This window comes from Pseudomonas sp. Pseusp21 (assembly GCF_059492145.1).
The window spans coordinates 2,298,845-2,319,656 of record NZ_CP168520.1; the positions used below are offsets into that span (position 1 = coordinate 2,298,845).

The 20,812-nt window shown below is 57.6% G+C and carries 11 protein-coding genes; 2 read left to right on the plus strand and 9 right to left on the minus strand.

The window, feature by feature from the left end; all coding sequences use genetic code 11:
- Nucleotides 1–12: 12 nt before the first annotated feature.
- From ACEN93_RS10420 to ACEN93_RS10440, 5 genes are all read right to left on the minus strand, one after another.
- Complete coding sequence (locus ACEN93_RS10420; RefSeq protein ID WP_495611372.1) at nt 13–990, minus strand: hypothetical protein; 978 nt, start codon at nt 988–990, stop codon at nt 13–15.
- Entirely contained in the window at nt 983–4,705 is a 3,723-nt protein-coding gene (locus tag ACEN93_RS10425; RefSeq protein WP_495611373.1) for an Ig-like domain-containing protein, read from the minus strand. The genes ACEN93_RS10420 and ACEN93_RS10425 overlap by 8 nt, the downstream gene beginning before the upstream one ends.
- On the minus strand, nt 4,698–8,771 hold the full coding sequence (locus tag ACEN93_RS10430; protein WP_495611374.1) for a Tc toxin subunit A-related protein: 4,074 nt from the start codon (nt 8,769–8,771) through the stop codon (nt 4,698–4,700). Before ACEN93_RS10430 ends, ACEN93_RS10425 begins: the two co-directional genes overlap by 8 nt.
- A 20-nt stretch (nt 8,772–8,791) precedes the next feature.
- Complete coding sequence (locus tag ACEN93_RS10435) at nt 8,792–12,454, minus strand: Tc toxin subunit A (RefSeq protein ID WP_039765949.1); 3,663 nt, start codon at nt 12,452–12,454, stop codon at nt 8,792–8,794.
- A gap of 118 nt (nt 12,455–12,572) precedes the next feature.
- On the minus strand, nt 12,573–15,665 hold the full coding sequence (locus ACEN93_RS10440; RefSeq protein WP_495611375.1) for a hypothetical protein: 3,093 nt from the start codon (nt 15,663–15,665) through the stop codon (nt 12,573–12,575).
- A gap of 467 nt (nt 15,666–16,132) precedes the next feature.
- Between ACEN93_RS10440 and ACEN93_RS10445 the strand changes: the two genes are divergently transcribed.
- Complete coding sequence (locus ACEN93_RS10445; RefSeq protein ID WP_490841249.1) at nt 16,133–16,534, plus strand: DUF6124 family protein; 402 nt, start codon at nt 16,133–16,135, stop codon at nt 16,532–16,534.
- A 158-nt stretch (nt 16,535–16,692) separates the two neighbouring features.
- Here ACEN93_RS10445 and ACEN93_RS10450 read toward each other — a convergent pair whose 3' ends face one another.
- From ACEN93_RS10450 to ACEN93_RS10460, 3 genes are all read right to left on the minus strand, one after another.
- Nucleotides 16,693–17,052: a PilZ domain-containing protein gene (locus tag ACEN93_RS10450; RefSeq protein ID WP_039766204.1), complete on the minus strand. Its 360-nt coding sequence runs from the start codon at nt 17,050–17,052 to the stop codon at nt 16,693–16,695.
- Between the two features lie 219 nt (nt 17,053–17,271).
- Nucleotides 17,272–17,658 (minus strand): tetratricopeptide repeat protein, encoded by a 387-nt coding sequence (locus ACEN93_RS10455; protein WP_039765946.1) that lies wholly within the window; start codon nt 17,656–17,658, stop codon nt 17,272–17,274.
- Between the two features lie 118 nt (nt 17,659–17,776).
- Nucleotides 17,777–18,067 carry a hypothetical protein gene (locus tag ACEN93_RS10460; protein ID WP_134334336.1) on the minus strand — a complete coding sequence of 97 codons (291 nt, stop codon included), beginning with the start codon at nt 18,065–18,067 and terminating at the stop codon, nt 17,777–17,779.
- Nucleotides 18,068–18,302: 235 nt separating this feature from the next.
- Here ACEN93_RS10460 and pyk point away from each other — a divergent pair, with 235 nt between their 5' ends.
- Entirely contained in the window at nt 18,303–19,754 is a 1,452-nt protein-coding gene (pyk, locus tag ACEN93_RS10465; RefSeq protein WP_085667946.1) for a pyruvate kinase, read from the plus strand.
- Nucleotides 19,755–20,037: 283 nt separating this feature from the next.
- Here pyk and ACEN93_RS10470 read toward each other — a convergent pair whose 3' ends face one another.
- Nucleotides 20,038–20,787 (minus strand): enoyl-CoA hydratase-related protein, encoded by a 750-nt coding sequence (locus ACEN93_RS10470; protein ID WP_285413503.1) that lies wholly within the window; start codon nt 20,785–20,787, stop codon nt 20,038–20,040.
- Nucleotides 20,788–20,812 lie beyond the last annotated feature (25 nt).

Genomic DNA, 20,812 nt, shown 5'->3' on the forward strand with positions numbered 1-20,812 from the left:
CCGCAGCAAACATCACACCTTCAAACCATTGTATTTATTCACAATAGAAAGACTCGCTGGCGTCATCTGAAGATCTGACGCTTCACCATCCGGACCTGTTTTCAAACGGCCTGCTTTATCATCGATCAATACTTCCACGTTAGATGCAGGATTTTTCGTAAATACGGAAGTTGCCCGAATATGACTATTGAAGTATCTGGAGCCCGGCTGATGTTCAAATGGCCCCGTAATCCAGCGCTCAACGGTTACCAGGTTATGCCCCAAGGACATGGATAGTGGTTCTGTAACGCCCTCCCAACCTTCAATGGCCATGATCAAGGAGAAAGCTCCGTCAACAGTAGAGCCTTCACAATTCAATTCCCATACCGCCCCCGACCCAGTCAGCGGCTGCGGGGTACTCGGACTCATAATCACACCCAGCTCTTCAGCCGGTCTCCCGCCCCACAGCAGCACCGCTTCCTTACCAATCAAATCGCTCTCAGGTTTGGGCACCACTTTGACTGTATGCTTCGCGCCATGACAGGGATAGACACTCGATCCAAAGTAAACCGGAAAGGTATCGAACCAGGTCTCCACTTGCTGCTCGGCGCCAACTATGGACCCCGGTATATCTGGCGACGGCGGCATTCCTTGATAAAGCGGCATTTCATAATGCAGATTAAATGGAATAGCCAAGCCCAATGGACTATTGGAGTCACCCGTTGCACAAATATGCCAAGTCAGCTCAATAAGCCCCTCTGCCATTTCGACCAGTTTTCCAAAGGGAGGATCACACACCAATCCCAATGACTCCGCGTCCGGCTCACAACACAACTTCAGAGGAGACTCCGGATCGCCAATCAAATAGCTGTATTCAAACTCCAGCGTCAGATCGATGCATTCTCCCGCCACCAGATGCAAATGCAGGTCAGGCCACCTTACTTTTTCGCCATTCACGTATGGCCTGAAGTTCTGCAACCAGGTCTGAGAAGAAACAGATGAGCTAGACATTTGGCACCATCCTGAATTCGAGATATTTTCCTGCCCAACCAGCAAACCCACCCTCCACGGTTGCTTCGAGAAGCGCACGGTTCATGCCGGGCAGTCTGAATTCCACCTTCGCCTTTCCCACACCGTCCGTCCTCGACGGTTGAAGGTCGAGATCCCGAAATGCCCATTTGACTTCGACGTTCTGCAGTGGCTGGCCATTGCGCGCCGACACCACCAGGATCTCCGCTGATACTTTTGTCCCAACAGGACCTGAAGTATTCGGACTGGTGAGCGACGCTATTTCCCGTGGTTCCAACAACTCATATGGGAGCGCAACCGACTGCGAAGTCGCCCCCGTCCCCACGGAGCAAATCACAGCTGACGGACCAGGAACTTTCGGGACGAACCCCACGTTCGCATTCCCGTAAAAGTCAGTGACGGTGGTAAAAGTCACTCCGTTTTCTCCTGAGCAATTGACCTCTACACCGACCATCGCCTTCCCGCTTATCGACGAGAGAACCCTCACGACTCCAGCAAACGCCTCTCCCCAATAAATGGCCGGGGCGGCACGATTGGCTGCACTGATCGTCAGCACCTGATCGCCCTTGCCCACCGACATATTCATCGACGGCGACAGTCGCCCCAGCCGCTCGGCGGCGAGGCGTAGTGCGAAGCTGCCGTCCTTCCGATCCTTTACAGAGAACGGAAATTGAAGAGTACCGTTGAATACTCGCGCCAATCCAAGTGTGTTGTCCGGTTTGAAAGCGATCCCCAGTTCGTCAGGCCCATCGCCGCTCATCCCCAGGGTCAGCGTGCGTCCGATCAAGGCATTGCCAACGGGTGCCGCAACCTCAAGCACATGCTCCGCATTACGGCGCGGGAAGCAGGTTTTTGTCCCGAGCCGATGTTGGGGCGATTCGTCGAAGGCGGACAACATCTGCTCCCAGGGATCGACTTCCAAAGCGTTACACTCTGTCGAGCGCGACTCTTGAAAGTTATCAAAACGGCTGATGATCGAACCCGTGACCGGATGCACTCCAGAGGATTTCGGTTCATACGCAAAACCGCTTTTACCCTCGTCATCGGTCTTGACTTCAACCGTTGTGTCTCCGGCCTCCCATGTCACCGTTGCACCTGCAACCGGTTCACCGGAAAAATGAGAAACCACCCGGGCCCAAATCCACGCCTTGTCCATCCCGACGACAGGGTCTATCGCAGGACCGCGCAACTCCATCAGCCTGAGCTTGTTGTGATCCAGCACCATAGGCGTGGCAGTAAAGGCAAAACCAAGCTGAGGCAAAGACAAGGTCAGCATGAATTGGCCGGCTACCGCACTGAGAAAGTCCAGCGCCCATATCGCCCCGCCGGCGTCCAGGCGCTGCGGCCGGTCCAGTGCAGGGGTTACCGTTGCACCCAACTCGGCGGCAGACGTTCCCGTCCACTCCAGGAACAGGTCCAGCCCCAGCAATGGGCTGAGCGCATTGGGTAACGCATTGAACTGATGAAGCGCACCCAGGCAGGGGTGGAACGGTTGACCGGTCAGTTGTGCGAAAACCTGATCGAGCAGCTGGCTCAGCTCTTCCTTGAGATCCGGGTGCATCAAACGCCCGGACAATTCGCGGACACTGGACTCGCCATCAATATGCAACTCGACTTCGAACGGCCGGCTTTGACTGGTGCCTGCCTGAGAGGAAAGCGTCCATTCCACACCTTCGGGGAGCAGCGTTTTGGGTGACCCCAGCTCACTGATGGTCAATCCGATCAAAGGATCCGCCTTGCGCCAGTGCAGGCTGATATTTTTCCCGATCCACGGGCTGGCGGTGTTCGGCAAGACTTTCAGGGTATGGGTCTGTCCACGGCGGCAGAGCAACCCAAGCGTTTTGCGCTCGACTTCAACGTTATCAAGGAAAACCCTGACGTGGCTTTTCCAGGGGCTGGTCGCGACTGCGGGGATAACAAATGTCCATTCGACCGGTATGGCGTCCGGGTGCGCCTGGATCTGTACAACAACCGAATGGTTTCCGGCGCTGGTCGGCTGCCAGGTGAGGCTGGTCCAGCCGCCCGCGCCTGTAATCGAATCGACAGTGCCCCCGCCCGGCAACAGCCACTTGGCCAACGCTCCCTGAACCGGATCACCGCCGCCATCCGCCACCAGATGCAATACCTCGACCTGAACGGTAGCACTTTCGTTCTCATCCACGACGCAGGTTTTATCTGCCTCGCGCACCCTGCCTATCTCAATCTCGTTGCGTGCCAGGCGCATGTTTTTATGCGGCGATGGCTTGAGTAGCATCGAGCAAATCAACTGCAACCTGAAGCGGCCGTCCAGCTTATCCCCATTGATCATCGTCCAAAGCATTTGAAGAGTGGGCGTTATCGGCACCTCTTCTTTGATCGCCGGACTGACGCCGACATCAAGTTGCTCCTGGGAGTCCCCATCCCATCCAAGCGACAGGGTCGTTCCCACCAAAACATCTGGCACCGTGACCAACAGCTGATAAGTCGAACCCCGATTTGGCCATCCGGTCTTTGACGCCCAAGGGGTTGCCTCGTCAGCGACAACGGCCATGACCTCCCGCCAGGGATCCGTCTCCAGCACCTGCACTTCCAGGCTCTGCGTCACAGCACCCGACGCGTAATAAAGGCTCTCGACCGAGGCGACGACAGTGAAAATTCCCGCAACATCCGGATTGAAAGGAAAGTAAACCCAACCACCCGCATCGGTGACCGTTACAGCCTGAATGGATGTCCCGGTCACGGTCCAGGTAACGGTCAGCCCTTCAAGTGTTTGGCCCGTGTAAAACGATCCCACCTGCACACCCAACTCGACGCTTTCGTTGTACTCAAGTACCGGAAAATAAGGCGCCTCCTGCACTTGCAGAAATTTCAATCGGTGATGCCACAGCGAAGCCGCCAACCGATAGGGCTCGGCGGTGTACTGATTGAACAGCGTGAGTGTCATCAAGTGCGGCGCAGTCAGGTCGAGCGGCGGACAACGCAGCGAACGACGCTCCTCCAGCGGATGATCAACCGACCAGTCAGGATAGGGCACGATCGCCCCCTGCGGATTAGCGTCAACCTCCAGGGAGTAATCGCTACCCTGCCAGCTATTGCCGTCTGCGACATCGAACTTCAGCTGATGGATCCCAAGGTCCTCCGCCCCCAGGCATAGAGGCACCAGCGCGGTCGGCGGGTGTGACTCCTCGTCGAGGCTGAAGGCCTGCAACACCAATGGCTGCAGAAGTAATTCGATGGTGATGTCGGTGATGTACAGCAACAATTCATAGTCATCAGGCTCACTTGGCGCGCTGGTCACACTGAATGTCAGAGTGGCACCCTTGCTGAACTTCGAATCCAGCGCAACCTCGTACAGGACAGGCTTAAACGCCAGCGGCTGTCCTGCGTTACGTTGCCGGCCAGGAGGAATCGGAATCTCAAGCAGCGTCGTCCCCTCGCTGTCGATGCGTACAAAACCTGTGCCGGTATGACGCGACTCACACAGAAACTTCAGGACATAGACCGCGTCAACAGCAGGATCCATGGGGACAACGAATGACTGGCGGGCTGAGGCCTCATACCCGACGGACAGTGTATTGACTGGCAGGCCGTCGTAATCCTGTCCCACAACCCGAACCCAGGTACTGCCTTTCGGGTACTCCGTCCAATGGGTCAAGAGCTGACGGAATGACCCATCTTTCACCAGGCTCTGGTTGGCGAGTACATTCTGTTCACGCATGTCTGCCCGCTCCTTCGCGTTTGTTGTTTTTGTCGGGGGACTCGGCCAAGGTCACCATGTCCTCGACCTGACGCACGAAGGTCGGCTCGCCCGCCCTGGCGGTAAAACAGATCTCCAGAATGATGTCCGTCAGGGAATCCAGGATGGCGACCTGTGGTTCTTTTAGCGGCCAGGGGAACTTCAACTGCCAGCAGGAGACCGCTCCGGTGTTTTCGAACGGATTGAGCAAGCCTTCGTCGGGTTTCTGACTGGTCAGGCCGTTATCGGCCAGTCCCGTCGATACGACAATCGACTGGCCGGCAAGCAGGTTGATCAACACATCGGAAGGCGCCACGGAACCTGCTGGGTCATATAGATGCGCGACCGATTGCGCTGTTGCCTTGGTCGCGATCTTGCTGCTGATCTGCACCAACGTTGCATGCACATCCTGATAAGCGCCTTTCACGACGGGCACATGGACCGCGACCGAACTGATCTGCCGGCAGTAATGCCCCGGATGATCGCGATCGAACAGCAATTGGGTCAGGCAGAAATCCAGCGATCCCTTCTTCAATTTCTCCAGTGCTTCCGGCCAGCTGTAAAGACCGAACTGAGGATCAATGGTGTCATTGAACAATTGGCGCAGGGATACCGTCTTGCGCAGCTCCAGCCGCCGCTGATAACGCTGCATGTAGTCATGCTCCAAGCGCAGCAGCCACATTCGCAGATGCTCACCTGACGTCAGACCGTGACGAGCCTCCAGCCAGACCTGAGGTAACGGGCGCAGCGAATCGTAATCGCCGGTTTCGGCGCTCATCGATGCCTGCGCACTGCGACACAAACTGACAACCGCATCGTGAGCCGGATAGTGCAGCGCTTTGAGCTGTCCCAGCATCCATCTGAACAGCTCGGCCCTGGTCGCGCGCTTTTTGAGGAAGTTGAAGAGCGTCAATGCATGGGCATTGGCTCGCAGGGTCTGCTCCAGATTGGTCTGAGCTGCCAGGACCGATTGTCTCTGCGCGCTGATCTGTGCATCCAGCGCGCGGACTTCCGCAAGTGCCTGATTGCGCTGCAGGGCCCAATCATTGCGGCGGCGACGGTAGGCTTCGGTCGTCGCTTGTTTGTCGGCCTCCATTTGCTTGACCGAGGCGGCTACGTTCAGCCCGAACACCACGGCATCGGTGATTTTATCGACCCTGTGTCCACCGTTCGCCAATCCGAAAACGTTGGGTAGCGCGGCAATGGCTGCGCCAACCGGCTTGATGCTGGAAGCGATGAGTGAAAGCGTTTTCGAAAGCTGAATCTTGTCCATCACCTCGTATTCGACCGCCGAAATGTGTTCGACATAGAGTTGGTCATAAGCGGCGGCACGCTCCTGTGCCACGGCTTTGCTCTGCTCCAGCGCAGTGACCTGCAGACGTAACTGTTCGAGATTCTGCTCCTGCATTTTGTGAGCAAAGTCGCCCAGCTCCACCAATTGCTGTTGCTGGGTTTCCTGCAGCTCAGCCTGGTCCGCTCGCTCCATCAGATTCAGGACCTGCGCACCAAAATCCGACAACATCTGCGCAGCGCGCATTGCGGCGTCGAACAAGACACGCCAGCGGAAGGCGTTGACTTTCAATCGACCACCCATCGCCCTTGGCGCACCACTGCCCCCGGCAGCCAGGTCGAGCATCAGTTGTCGGGGATCTGCGGGCGCAGAGAACAAATCAATGTCCAGTGACGTACCGTCGATGCTGCGATTGCTGCGCAAGTTATCCAGGCGTTCGCCAGGCAACGCGTAAAGTCGAAGCAGCTGGTCATTGAGAGGGGCTATGAAAATGTCCGAGCCGATCAATCCTGAACGGGCGTCGGCATCGGTGGCCAGAGGAAAATCCCCAAGGCTGAACGCCAGTGTCTTTTCGAAGGCCTCAAGCCTGGGTCGCGACTCGCTGGCGGACAAAAGGGCGCCGAGCTTGATCGATTGCCAGCGGTTCACTGCGCGAACCGACGGTGCCTTGCCCATCAGAAACTGGGCATGGACGTAACACAGTCTGGCCGCCGTCAGGCTGTCTCGGGTCAGTTGGCGATAGTACCAATCCCCTTTTGCAATCAATGTCCGAACATATTCGCAGAACACCAGAATCCGGTAGTGCTTGGGCTTCCCATAGGAAATGGCATCGGGGTCCATCGGGTTCCAGGCTTCATGTCCCGGGTTCCCGTCGCTGTCCAACGGCCGGCATCGCCAGTACTGCGGTCGTGGGTTTTCCACGGGCGGTACCTCCTGGTCGGCCGGCCCCTGGGGATCGAACAGGTACTTGAGCCAGTCGAGCGCTTCCTGAAAACGCTCCTCATCGCGCAAACGCGTGGCGAGCAGATGCGGCATATGAAAAAACAGCTCCCAGAAATGTCGGCCATTGGCACTGTCGAACGCACCGTTTGTCTCTTCGAACGGCGCCCCCGAAGGCCCTGGTTCCTTCAGGAACTGAGTGTGCCAGTCCATCACGTCATCGACGGTATTGCTGGCAAGAGACACCAATTCGGGGCCGAACAGCGCATTGAGCCGGGTGTACTTGAGCTCAAGATGCGCTTGGTTGAACGATAGAAACTGCGCCGCGTCCCGGGTGTTCTTGAGCAGGGTCGGAACGACGAAATCCGTAAGATCCTTGACCCGGACCTCGAAGCGTTTGATCCCATGGGTGGAACTGTCAAATGTGAAGACAACCGGTTGTGTCCAGGAACCCTTGGTGCGAGTAAAAACCTGCGAAATGGTGTTCCAGCCACCTGCCCGCGGATAATTTCCGGTCAGTGGGGCGGGATCAGTGGGAAGCCCGTTTACCAGGGTCAGCGTCAGGGAAACGTCGCTTCCGGAAAGCCCCGTCAACCAGCAATATCCCTGAACCACCAGCACATCATCCGTGCCGACGCGATGAGCCGTGGCGTGCAGTCCCAGAAACCCCGTCAGAGCGCCTGCCGATGAATCACTGGCCACCACCCCCGGCTGATTCATCAGCGGATGTTGAATCATCTCAATGCCAGTGAAGCGCTTGCTCGCCACATGCTCGAGCCAGGCGCCGTTGTCATGAGGGACTGAGCGCAAGAACACATCATGCACCATGCTCTCCTGGATGGCGCCGGTGCCCGTGGTCAGCAATACCCCGAGTTTGCTCTTGTGATCCTGATAATCAAACCGGACAGTGGCGATCAGCCGGGCGCCAACCGGAGAAGTTCGTTGCGCAAATTCCCGGGTGAGCAATTTCGTCGGCGGCGACCACTGATCGTTCTGGCGCTTGAAGGCCACGTAAACGTCCAGTTTGTCGGGTAGAAAAGGTTGATCCTTTTGCTCGACCCTTTCGCGCCAGGTGGCCCATACGACACACAGCCGCCCGTTCCAGACCACTGGCCGCATATCCAGCACCCGTACATCAACAGGAATCTCCACGGGCAACTGCTCACTCCAGGCTGCCGGGTTCAACGCTGTTTCTTTGGTTCCGAGTGCAACCTCGGCCTTTCGCCAATAGTATTGGCGCGGATCACTGCGTGTACGACTGATGAAATAATAATCCGCCTTTTCCGGAGACTCTCCGTCCATATAGGCACTGACCATTTCCAGATCGCAAACTTTCACGAACTCTTCGAGATACGCCTGCATCGCTGTCTGAACGCTGTCAGTCGTGAGGCGTGCCTGGTTCAAGTCGTTTTCAAATGTTTTGAACAGACTGGTCTTGCCAATACGCACAGACGGGTGAACGACGTTTTCCGGATAGGTCTGGATCATCTTCACCGCCGCCCAGGTCGAGTAGTCGCCGGAATAATTCCACGCTAGCCGATCCGTCTTCCCGAATTCGACGTCCTCAAAGCCAGGCTCAAGCTTGTGATACACCGCGCGAATGTACTGCTGCACACAACTCACCGCTTCGGCAACCCTGGAGCTTTGCACCAGATGACTATCCAGAGGATCCAGCCGAAGAAGTTCCAGGATATCTTCCGGCGTTCTCACAAAAGGGTACTTTTTGACGTTGTCTTTGCGGAGTTGCCCGATGGCGTACGCGAGCAACGCCTGACGACGCTTTTCCTGCAACCCGCCAATGTTGCCAATCGATGCCATGGTCTTTGCTCCTCAAGCGATCATTGTAATTTCACGCCCCGCGAACGACCCGACTCAGCCGGCGGCAGGAAATGGATCGGTTCAAAAAAAGCGCTTTTATTACTGCCTTGGCTGCGGACCTCAAATCTGAACGTTCCACCTTCAGGCGCATGAACAAATACTTTTGTCAGCCCTTGCTGATCGGTGAAGGATTGCCCCGATGGCCGAATGACGGCCGACTTGCCTTCATCCCCTTCGACAGGTAAGGCGAACCACTCTACGAGCTGGTTTGCCCCAAGGTTTTTGAACTCGTCCCGCAGCTCGGCGTACAACTGCACATCCTCGCCCGCAGCTACCCTGGCCAGAGGAATTGCGGACATCAAGGGACCTGGGAAGAACAATGTCGTGGCGTCGGGAACAACCCGAATTTCGGTCACGTTGACCGGCCTGAACAGATCCATCCAGAAGCTTGGCGTATCGCTACCCAGCACCTTGCCTGGAATGAACTCGGCCTTGAGTACTCCCTTTTCATCGGTGACCTCTGTCGCGATGGTGCCGAGGCTGGCCTGCCAGTACACCCTGATGCCCTTCAGTGGCGCTCCTTCGGCATCCTTCAGTGTCACGGTGAAGGTGATTTTCGCTCCCGGCTTGTTGGCCACGACCTCGGTGTTGTCCACCTCGTATGTCCTGACGACCAGATTCTCCACATCAAGAGCAAACTGCAGATCAAGCGTTCGCGTTTCCGACTGGCTCAACAGGGCGTGCTCGGCCGCTTCAGCGTAGGCCTTCTTGTCAATGGCCTCCGGCAAGTTGCCAAGCATGAAAATCGTCCGGGCATCCATACCGCTGTGCTCCGCCAGCGTGCGGACGCGCATCAACAAATCCAGTTGACGCAGGGTTTTCAGAATCTTGAGGGATGGATCGATGTGAAAGACGCACTCGCGCACCTCCTCGACGCTCCAGCGAAAGAAACTCGCCAACTTGATGTAGCCGGCTTCCTGGGCAAGCCTCAGCGAATCTCCGGCGATGTTGACTGGCAGATTGTCGACGGCACGCAGATAATCCAGCAGTTCCTGCGCTGGCTGCTCGCTCATCTCGAACGCACGGGTGAGCACCACCAGGTAATAGAGCGTGCTCATCGAGAATTCGTGTTTGCTCGACTGGCCGAGCCAGGCCCGATGACCATAATCCAGATATTCCTGTAGCACGTTGGCACTCAGCCCCAGCGCTGTCACGACCGCACTCAAGCGTTGCACATTGGCCAAAGCCTTCAGCAGCGAATCCACTTCGACGAAGCGCTCGCTTCGGACATTTTGCGGGTTCTGCGCGACTCGCCCGGAGACCTCGCGCAGCAGTCGATAGACCGTGGTGTCGGCCCAGGTGAGAACCCCTATTACCCGCTCGGAATCAAGGCTGGTCAGTACGGCCAAGGCCTCCTTGGCCAACGAGACTTGCGCCTCCCTGGCCTGCAACAGAACACCCAACATTTTTTCGACGATGGCGGCCCGCAGTTCGGGAGCCATGTCCGGGAGACCATCCTTCACTGCACGGTCCAGTCGCAGGCGAGCCTCGATCAGGTATTGCGACTCGCTCCCGGCGAAAGCAAGCACCAGGCCATCGGCATCGGCCAGCCAATTCAGGAAATTGAGCCAGTTTCCCGCAGGCACAGGCGGCACGTCGGCCATCAGGAATCCGGCATTGGTCAACAGGGTCGCTGGCAGAAGACTTGCGACTTTGTCAAAGAATTGCAGCTGCGCTTCGGAGGCCGCGCCACTGGATTGGGGTTCTGCCACCATCTGCAACATCCCGAGTACCGGCAGGTTGCGATCCTTGCACCAGCCTACGCACGAATGCAGCGCATAGATGAGATTCAAGACATCCGGCGTTTCGCCCGGTCCGGTATTGATTCTTGGCAAACCCGCCAGACCGTTGAGCCAGCTGTTCCCCTCTCCCATCAAGGTCAACATCAGCACAATTTCGACCGGTGTGACACCCAGCAACCGCGCCAGCTTCACCAACCGGTAAAAGGCTGAAAAGACCGCTGCCGTACGTTTCAGGTTCTTACCAAGTCCCTGAGCATCGGCTATCGCAAGTGCCAGGTAACCGTAGGTCAACAGATCGATCTGTAGACCACTGCACAATTGAATGACCGTCGGGTCGCTGCTACCTGTTGCGGGTATCGCCGGAAAATCCTTGCCATCGAGCATGAAGGGCTGGGAATAGTCACTTTGCCGGTTGAACACCTGATCGAACAGCGAGCGTTCTTCGCCGATTCCGTATACCGCTATCTCATCCAGGAAGGCGGCAAAGTCCAGCGCTTCACATCCATACCTTTCACGCAGCAGCTGGAACAGCCCCAGTGCATGCACCACGTTATCGGTTATCCACCAATCACCGGCCTTCGCTCCACCGCGCACGTCTGCGCGCATGGCGGCCACCAGCATTGCGTCCACCTCGAAACTGCGCAGGTCCAGCCATTTGTCCAGACGTACCTTGCGGTTCAGTCGATCGTAGTGTTCGAAATCAGCTTGCGTGTCCGGACCAATCGTCAGTGTTTGAAGCAAGCTGGCGTCATCTGCAACAACGATAGGCGGGTCGGTTGCGGCGTTTACGTAGACTGAGCCGAAATGTGCGCTTTGCGGGCCTGGTGACGGCTCATCCGCGAATATCACATTCGGGGAACGCACCGGTGCAAACGCGTGGAACGATAGAAGGGATTCAACGCCGGAGACATCGAGTGAAGTCCGCTCACCGAAAAATTTCAACTGATTCAGATTCTGATACTTATCGAGATCATCCGAACCGTAATTGGCGTTGAAGAAGACTTCCCGGTCACCAAAGTCTGCTCGCGCCTCAGTCAACAATGTTCGCTGGTAAGGCCCCAGACGCGATGCATGGGCCAGCGCACGGCCGGCATCGTCGTCCCAGCCGCTCGCTTGCAGAAAGTAAGGAAAGTGCAGGTCAACCATGTGCACGAAATTACCCACCGACATGCCCAGCTGTTGGGCGATCGAGTCGATGGTGACCCAATGCTGGAAGTAAGGCAGTTCATTGGGGTAGCGCGCATTGAGCAAGGCGTCTACCAGATCGGTCACTGCCCCGTGTGTCTTGATGAACGTTTCCAGCACATGATTGATGATGTCGACCGCAGAGATCGACTGATAAACCGCGTTGAAATCAACATCCATCTGTTTCAGGTCGGTGCGACGGTTGTGCAGAAGGTAATCAGGCTTGGTGTCCCCGACACTCTCGATACGCTCGCTGACCCACTGCAACAGCTCGACCAGATAAGCCACAGGTGACCAGCTGCTTTCCAGCGCATTCGGTGGGCAGGAACCGTCAAAGTTTGGGTTGAACAATGCCTCGAAAGTGGGTCCCGAAACCATTGACAGCAGCCCGCTTGATGAGGCTTTTTTCAGCGCTTTTCCGTTTTTTTCCTGCTGGCCGCCCGTCAAGGTACTTTCGATGAACCGACGCCTGACGTAGATGGCCATACTGCTGGCCTGGCGCAGGAACGCTTGCGCATCTTCGGAACTCATCCGGTAATCCTTCATCAGACCCGGAATACCCTTTTCCACCAAGGGAAAAATCGAACCACCCTGGCTCAGATAGGCTTGCAGGCCAGGATATTTTTTGCGGCGCGCTCGCGTAGGGAACAATTGTTCATACATTTGCTCGGCAGGGCGTTTACGGGTCTTGGCCATGGTGAATTTCCTTGCGGCAAAAGCCATCCCTACGACCCGCACGTGTTGTCGGGTCATCTGTTCGGTTGATTCGATTAGGCGCCAGTCGCCAGCACCTGCCAACTGTCATAAATGACAGTTAGTTCGACCGTTCGTCTGGAAAATCAGATGGATTTTTGCCTGGCGGCGTCGGTTGGACCTCAAAGCGCGAGCTCAATACATGGTCGGAAATCGTCGCGCCGCCAGCATCATCGGTGATGGTTTGCTGGATCCAGCACCATTGGCCGCCGGAGGATAACGGTCCCGTTGCATCGGCTTGCCAGCTGCCGCCGGAAACCGTGGCCTGCGCCCACTCTCGCTCAGGGTTGACCCAGCTTCGGACCTGCAAGACGCCCGCTCGGCCCCGACCAGCGAAACAAACCGGATCACTGACCGATTGCCCCTCGGCGGGTTTTTCGATGACGGGTTGGTAGGTGCCCAGAATCACTTCCCGCGCAGCGAAACTGTCGGACTGGAAACCCTCCCACGTGGCCGTCACCAGCAACCTGTTTTCTCGAGAGGGCTGCGTGACGTTCATGGCGACTGACCATGTACCATCGGCCTGCACCGTGGTTTCTCCTGCCTTCACCGCCCCGACTTGGATCATCCAGACGATGATCGTGTCCTGCGGCACGCCGAAACCTGACGCGACCGAGCCTTGGCCCACATGCGCTCCCGGCACAGGAGTTTCCAACACCGGAGGGGCTGGAACCACGCGGAAGCTCACCCACTCGCTGTCTTTGGAGGTCTGGGTTTCGAAATACTGCCGGGCCCGAATGACTGTATTTCCCACGGGCAATGTCACTTCGTCTTTCCATTTGCCGTCGAGGCCTATTGGCACCTGCTTGAGTATCGGCTCGGTAGTACCTTCCAGGAAAACATCGACCGTCCCCAGCGGTTCCCCCTTACCTTCGATCATCGAAGTTCGTGTCAGTTTGCCGCCTTCTTGCGGTGATGTGACATCCGGGGCCAGCAACACGACATCAAAGGGATGCGACTCACTGTCGTCCGACTCCCGCTCATCGATCACCTGTTTTGCCCGAACCACCCAACGGCCAAATTTCAGCTTCTCAACAAGGATTTCCCATGGCCCGTCGGCAGTCAGCTTTTTATCGCCCAAAGGATCGCCGCTCACGTAGTCCCACAAATACACCGTGGCACCGTTCATACCGTCGCTTCCTTGAAAAATCACGTCACGACCGACTTCGGAATCCTTTACAGGTTGAGTGATGACCGGCGGAATCATGGGTTTGAAGAGCCGGAACGTTTCGGTGGCCGCAGGCGAAGTCTGCTGGGCGGCAAACTGGGTTGCCGTAACGGTATGATCGATGTCCGGGGCAAAAGGTGCCGCACGCTGATAGCTCCAGGTTCTGCCGATCACCGTGGCGGGATACGGGGTGCTGTTACCACTGAACACGAGAGTGACCCGGGCGTTCAATTCGCAGGTGCCGGTGAAGGTGGGCGACAGCCCCTCAGGTGGAACCCTGTCAATGCCGGGCGCAATCGGAGGAATGCAGACTTTGTGTTCCACGAAGTCGGACTGCTGGGCATTCACGGACTGTCGGATGCGAACGATTCGATCAAACGTAGGCCCCCACTCAACATAGGCTTTACTGGACCACTGGCTATTGGAGTCGACTGGGGCATCCGGGGCGATTTTTGTGGTTCCGTCAGCGTCATAAAGCGACACCATCGCGCGTGAAACACCCTTGCCAGAGAGCGTCGTAGTGTAATCCGGTGTAGAGACCACATCGGACGGAGGTGGAAACTTGAACGGAAATTCGAACAGATATGGCAAAGATTCGATCCAGCCCCCCGCATTGTTGGAAACCTTCTGGATCACACTCATCTTGTAGAGGCCATCGGGCCAGTTCGTTGCGTGGGTTTCCCACTTGCCGCTTACAACCTTTGCCTCCCCCGGCGCCGCTCCACCCGGGCCACTGACCACCGTTATCGCGACCGTGGCACCTTCATAACCGTCACCGTCAAACTTCACGGTGGTTGCATCTGAAACAGTGACGTTGACTTTGGTCAGTGAGGCTGGGCGGATGTCGAAGGAACGGGGCTGACTGACTTCGGACGGGACAGAGTTCCAGGTCTGCCTGGCGACCAAAGAGCGCCGGCCGGGGGCGTCAAGTGTCGCGTTCACGCTCCATCTGTCAGCGGTGACGGGAGCCTGGCCGAAACTGATTAAATGGTTGCCGTCCAGGAGTAACTCCATGAGGGCTCCGATTATCCCACCTGTGCCGCTCACCGGGAAAGTAAAGTCGTGCTCGGTGCCGGCTGCGGGGAGAGTGATGACGGGGCGATCGGGCGTAACCTTTACGGTTATGAGCACCGGGGAGGAAAGCTTTGTAACCCTCCCCGACACTTGTCTGGCTTGCATAATGAAATCGCCTTCCGGCAAGGATTTGTTCAGTTCAACTCTCCACCCCCCGCCGATCTGAACGGCGCCCGTTCCATAGCTAATCATCATATCTCCCTGCCTGTGGATAGTAATGACTGAGAGGGGTTGACCTGTACCGATAATCGTGGGCCTGAGATTGGTGATGACATCACCATCTTTGGGGGAATCTATGATAGGTGCCCTCATGTCATCCAAAACGTTCACCACCAGCTCGGGCGAAACCGCCGTGGTTACACCTTTGTGTGTCTGAGTGGCCACGATTTTTATTGCTGTGCCTATCGGGAGGTTGCTTGCCTGAACGCTCCAGCTGGGGGAGTTCGCGGGCTCGGTACCATGTACGGTCCCATTCACAAGAATCTTTATGGTCGCGCCTGGATAAGCCCCCGTGCCCGAAATGGTTACGGTCCTTTGTACATCGGAATTTTGCGCGGGTGCGGTAATTTGCACCGGTAGGATTACCGTGAAAAAACCCGACGTTCCCCAATCCGAAGCTCCACCACTAACAATCTCGTACTGGGCGTGAAGCTGACAGCGTCCCTGGCGTAGACCGTGTGTTTCGTTAACCGTTACGTTGATGGCGGGATAAGGTGACTTATCAACCGTAAGCTCACGCACGAAAGAAAATTCGTTATAGAGATGAATCTTCCAGGTGCGTTGATGCTCGAAGCCCGCACCCGGAATTGTTATTTGTCTGGAAAAGGGGAGCGTCTGAGTCGTGCCATCGAGTGTTGGCACAATGTGCGGGGCAACATGGCCAGTAACAGAGTCGTCGGTTTCGTCAGCCATCTGAACACTCCTTTTGATCTGCACCATGCAGGTATCTGTTCCGCTCTTTTTAATGCCTGGGTAGAAAAAAAAGACCTGTCAGAGTTGACAGTCCCGACAAACGGTAACTCTTCCCACAACCCGGTCCGGCAGCGTCCTGCAAGTCGTAACAGCGGGCTACGACACCTTGTGCCATTGCCTACAAATCCCTCAGAATCCGCCGGCTTGTGCGCTTTGGCGTTGCCCCGTAACTTGACTCCCGTCGCTGCCAATCAGCGGCCGGGTTTAGTCGCCCGGGGTCTTTAGTACGTTGCGCATAAGCGTCATCCAGTCGGGTATTCCCTATCCCCGCACTCGATGGTGGCTGTTCGCAGGGCGCCCTTGGGCGCACCGGTACGTACTCCCGGTCGACTAACCTGCTTACAGCCGCCACCCTTTTCTCGTTTAGTCGCGAGCCAGATGGTGGCCTTAATGACGAGTACGAATACATGAAAAAACCGACGCCAAATCCACCGCTGGACACCGATCCAACGGACCCGACCGATCAATCCGATCCGGTCTCCCCCTACACCTCCAACGACTCGAAAAAACTCCACGACGCCGCCCACAAGGCTCTCGACTTCTACCTCAATCCCAAACCTGAAAAACCACGCAACTCCGTCGATCGCGGCATGCAGATGTTCAAGGTCGATCCCGAGATCAACCCCGAGGCGATTGCCATCCAGACCTACGAGACCTTTTCCTCGGTCAGCATCCTGCTGCTGGATCTGGCGGACAGCCTGGACGACAAGCCGCGGCACCTGGCGATGGCGATCTATCAGTTGAGCGAGATGGGATTGCTGCTGGCGGAGAGGACGCTGGATAACGAGCGGGCGATTGCTATCGGCTAGCCAGCCGTCAAATAGACGGTGTCAGTACTGGCGCCTTCGCGGGTAAGCCCGCTCCCACAGGGTTTCGTGTCATTCACAAAAAATTGTGACTGCCGCAGGAACTGTGGGAGCGGGCTTGCTCCGGGCGGCGTTCCGACGATGTTTTTGAAGGTTTCGAGTCAGGCCGAAGCCGGCAACGGCTGAAAGCTGAAGTACTGCTTCAACGCTTCGACCAGTTGCCCATACTCGGGCGGCGTGCGGTACAGGCTGAAGCCGGCGTCGTAATGCTGAGGGGTCGCGTCTTCGTGGCACCACAGACAGCACGCCGTCAGGTCGATGACCTGCTGGCGGCCCTCCCCCAGGGGAATTTTCAGGCGCAGATTGAATTCCGCACCGATCATCATCGGCAACTGGCTGATAAGCATCAAACCGTCTTCAGAGACGTTGCCCAGAAACCCGACGGGTTTATCGGTGACGCTGTTGAACACTCGCAGAAAATACGGCAGCTGGTGCCGTTCGATTCGACGGTCGGTAAACATGAACGTATCGCCATGCATGGCCCGATGCCCGGGCCGCATTGTGCTTCGGAACGAACCTGATCTTCAGGCCCGCTCTCCCCGCTCCCGGTGTGGCGCTTGCCACGTACTTCACATGCCAGTCGCAGGTGTTGCGCCGATCTGGAGTTCTGGCTCTAAACCGGTGTCCTTGGACTATAGCTCACCTTGTACAACCAGCCAGACTTTGTATGACGACCGCCATCAGAACCGGGTTGGACGCACCACGGCGGCGGCACTGCGAGTCGGGTAGTGACCCAGGCTCTGCAGGGTTTCCAGACGTGCGCGGGCGCGGTAGGCGTATTCGCTGTCGGGGTACGAGGCGATGATGAACTGATAGGTCTGCGCCGCATCGACGAACATTTTCTGCCGTTCAAGGCACTGGCCGCGCATCATCGACACTTCCGGCCACACATAAGGGCGGGCGCGGCTGGCGCGTTCGACCTTGGACAGTTCAAGCATCACCTGCTCGCAATTGCCACGGTCATAGGCGCTGTAGGCGTTGTTCAAATGATGGTTCATCGACCAACGGGTGCAGCCCGAAGCGGCGAGGACGCTGAGGGCAAGGGCGGCAATGGGCACGAATCGCATGGGGGTTCTCCTGTCTTGTGCTCTGTATCGACCCCGTGCACAAAATCTTCAATCACCATTGCAGTGTAATGGTCGCCGAGGGCTGAGGCTCGGCGCCATGTTGGGTGCTCAACGAGATTTACGTCAGCGAGATGTTCACGATGGGTGAGGGAGGCGAAATATCCTTTCCGTCAGCTGACACTTCGACCGCATAAAAACTCAATGAGGAAAAGTCCTGATGGTTCAGCCACGAACCCAACGGGCTGACTACCTGTGAAAATAATGGATTCAAGGAATCCTTCGTGCTGTAAACACGCACAGAGTTTCCAGGAGTTCCCGTGCCTTCGAATCTAACGAAGAGCCCCGTTTTGCTGCCATCTTGCGGAACATCTACCACCGGTGTTACCGGTGAACTGTTGGCTGCGCTCATATCCATCACCTCATGGGCTCGTCAACCATTGACGAGTTCGGTCTTCTTATATCGATCCGAAAAATGCACGCCACCTGTTAGAAATAACAGTCTCGACGAGCGGTAGGCCTACGCCGGCCGAATGTTCAAAAATGTTCGTTTCAATAAAGAAACCAATAAGTAGTGCAAACGAACAATGACTACACCCTTCGAGCATAGTAGCCTTCGCTGGCGCTTGAACCTGAGGAGTCTTTGCATGTCCGTCCGTCGTACCAAAATCGTCGCTACCCTTGGCCCGGCCAGTAACTCGCCGGAAGTTCTCGAACAGCTGATTCTGGCTGGCCTGGACGTCGCCCGTCTGAACTTCTCCCACGGCACCCCCGACGAGCACAAGGCTCGCGCGAAGCTGGTGCGTGACCTCGCTGCCAAGCACGGCCGCTTCGTCGCCCTGCTGGGTGACCTGCAAGGCCCGAAAATCCGTATCGCCAAATTCGCCAACAAGCGCATCGAGCTGAAGATCGGGGACAAGTTCACCTTCTCCACCAGCCATCCGCTGACCGAAGGCAACCAGCAGGTGGTCGGCATCGACTACCCGGACCTGGTCAAGGACTGCGGCGTGGGCGACGAGCTGCTGCTCGACGACGGTCGCGTGGTCATGCGCGTTGAAACCGCCACCGCCACCGAGTTGAACTGCGTGGTGACCATCGGCGGTCCGCTGTCCGACCACAAAGGCATCAACCGTCGCGGTGGCGGCCTGACCGCGCCGGCCCTGACTGAAAAAGACAAGGCCGACATCAAGCTCGCCGCTGAAATGGAAGTCGACTACCTCGCCGTGTCCTTCCCGCGTGACGCTGCCGACATGAACTACGCCCGTCAACTGCGCGACGAAGCCGGCGGCACCGCCTGGCTGGTGGCGAAGATCGAACGCGCCGAAGCCGTGGCCGACGACGAAACCCTCGACGGTCTGATCAAGGCTTCCGACGCGGTAATGGTTGCCCGTGGTGACCTGGGTGTGGAAATCGGTGACGCCGAGCTGGTGGGCATCCAGAAGAAAATCATTCTGCACGCACGCCGCCACAACAAGGCGGTGATCGTTGCGACCCAGATGATGGAGTCGATGATCCAGAACCCGATGCCGACCCGCGCCGAAGTGTCCGACGTAGCAAACGCCGTGCTCGACTACACCGATGCCGTGATGCTGTCTGCCGAATCCGCTGCCGGCGCTTATCCGCTGGAAGCCGTGCAGGCGATGGCGCGCATCTGCGTCGGCGCTGAAAAGCACCCGACCAGCAAAACTTCCAGCCACCGCATCGGCAAGGAATTCGAGCGCTGCGACGAGAGCATCGCGCTGGCGACCATGTACACCGCCAACCACTTCCCGGGCGTCAAGGCGATCATCGCGCTGACCGAAAGCGGCTACACCCCGCTGATCATGTCGCGTATCCGCTCCTCGGTGCCGATCTACTGCTTCACCCCGCACCGTGAAGCCCAGGCTCGCGCAGCAATGTTCCGTGGCGTGTACACCGTACCGTTCGACCCGGCTTCGCTGGAACCGCACGAAGTCAGCCAGAAGGCCATCGACGAACTGGTCAAGCGCGGCGTAGTGGAGAAAGGCGACTGGGTCATCCTGACCAAGGGCGACAGCTACCACACTACCGGCGGCACCAACGGCATGAAAATCCTGCACGTGGGCGACCCGCAGGTCTGAGTGACCGGTTGCTGAAATCGAAAAGCCCCGCCATGTGAATGGCGGGGCTTTTTCATTTCAGACTGATCGTTGTTGATCGTTCCCACGCTCTGCGTGGGAATGCCTCAATGGACGCTCCGCGTCCGCTTCGGCATGGGACGCGGAGCGTCCCGGGCTGCATTCCCACGCGGAGCGTGGGAACGATCGGTGCGCGGAGTACGGCGGCGGTCCGTGCGCGCAGTGTGGCCGCGGTCGATGCGCGGAGTGCGGGGGCGATCGATGCGCGGAGCGGTCGGCGGATATCTCAATGGCGTTTGATGAACCCGGTCAACGCCGCCAACGCCTCCGGCGAGCGCAGCCGCTGGGTGAACAGTGCGCCCTCCTCCTCGATCACCTTGCGAATCAACTCGTGATCCGGCGCCCGCATCAACTGTTTGCTGATGCGCACCGCTTCAGCCGGCAACTCGTCAAACCGCAACGCCATCTCCCGCGCCTTGGCCAACGCGGCTTCGCCACTGCCCAGCGCCTCGGTTGCGATCCCCCATTGCGCCGCCTGCTCACCGGTAAAGCCCTCACCGAGCAGCAGCAACTCCGACGCTTTGGCCTGCCCGAGCAAACGCGGCAGGATCAGGCTGGAACCGAACTCCGGGCACAAACCGAGATTGACGAACGGCATACGCAGCCGCGCATCCCGCGCCACGTACACCAGATCGCAATGCAGCAACAGCGTCGTGCCAATCCCCACCGCCGCCCCGGCCACGGCGGCGACTACCGGTTTGCGGCACTCCAGCAAATTGAGCATGAAGTGAAACACCGGGCTGTCGAGGTCGCTCGGCGGTTGCTGGATGAAGTCGGCGATGTCATTGCCGGCGGTGAAACACTCGGCGCTGCCGGTAATCAGCACGGCGTTGATTTCGGGGTCGCTGTCAGCCTGTTTCAGCGCGTCGGCCAACTGGCTGTACATGGCGCGGGTCAGGGCGTTTTTCTTGTCCGGGCGGTTGAGGCGCAGGGTCAGCAAACCGCGTTCGCGGTGCAGCAGGATGGCGTCGGTCATGGTGTGTCTCGCGTCTGAAGAATCA

Coding starts and splice junctions, on each gene's coding strand:
- ACEN93_RS10420 (WP_495611372.1), bottom strand. CDS start 990: ATGTCTAGCTCATCTGTTTCTTCTCAGACCTGGTTGCAGAACTTCAGG.
- ACEN93_RS10425 (WP_495611373.1), bottom strand. CDS start 4,705: ATGCGTGAACAGAATGTACTCGCCAACCAGAGCCTGGTGAAAGATGGG.
- ACEN93_RS10430 (WP_495611374.1), bottom strand. CDS start 8,771: ATGGCATCGATTGGCAACATTGGCGGGTTGCAGGAAAAGCGTCGTCAG.
- ACEN93_RS10435 (WP_039765949.1), bottom strand. CDS start 12,454: ATGGCCAAGACCCGTAAACGCCCTGCCGAGCAAATGTATGAACAATTG.
- ACEN93_RS10440 (WP_495611375.1), bottom strand. CDS start 15,665: ATGGCTGACGAAACCGACGACTCTGTTACTGGCCATGTTGCCCCGCAC.
- ACEN93_RS10445 (WP_490841249.1), top strand. CDS start 16,133: ATGAAAAAACCGACGCCAAATCCACCGCTGGACACCGATCCAACGGAC.
- ACEN93_RS10450 (WP_039766204.1), bottom strand. CDS start 17,052: ATGTTTACCGACCGTCGAATCGAACGGCACCAGCTGCCGTATTTTCTG.
- ACEN93_RS10455 (WP_039765946.1), bottom strand. CDS start 17,658: ATGCGATTCGTGCCCATTGCCGCCCTTGCCCTCAGCGTCCTCGCCGCT.
- ACEN93_RS10460 (WP_134334336.1), bottom strand. CDS start 18,067: ATGAGCGCAGCCAACAGTTCACCGGTAACACCGGTGGTAGATGTTCCG.
- pyk (WP_085667946.1), top strand. CDS start 18,303: ATGTCCGTCCGTCGTACCAAAATCGTCGCTACCCTTGGCCCGGCCAGT.
- ACEN93_RS10470 (WP_285413503.1), bottom strand. CDS start 20,787: ATGACCGACGCCATCCTGCTGCACCGCGAACGCGGTTTGCTGACCCTG.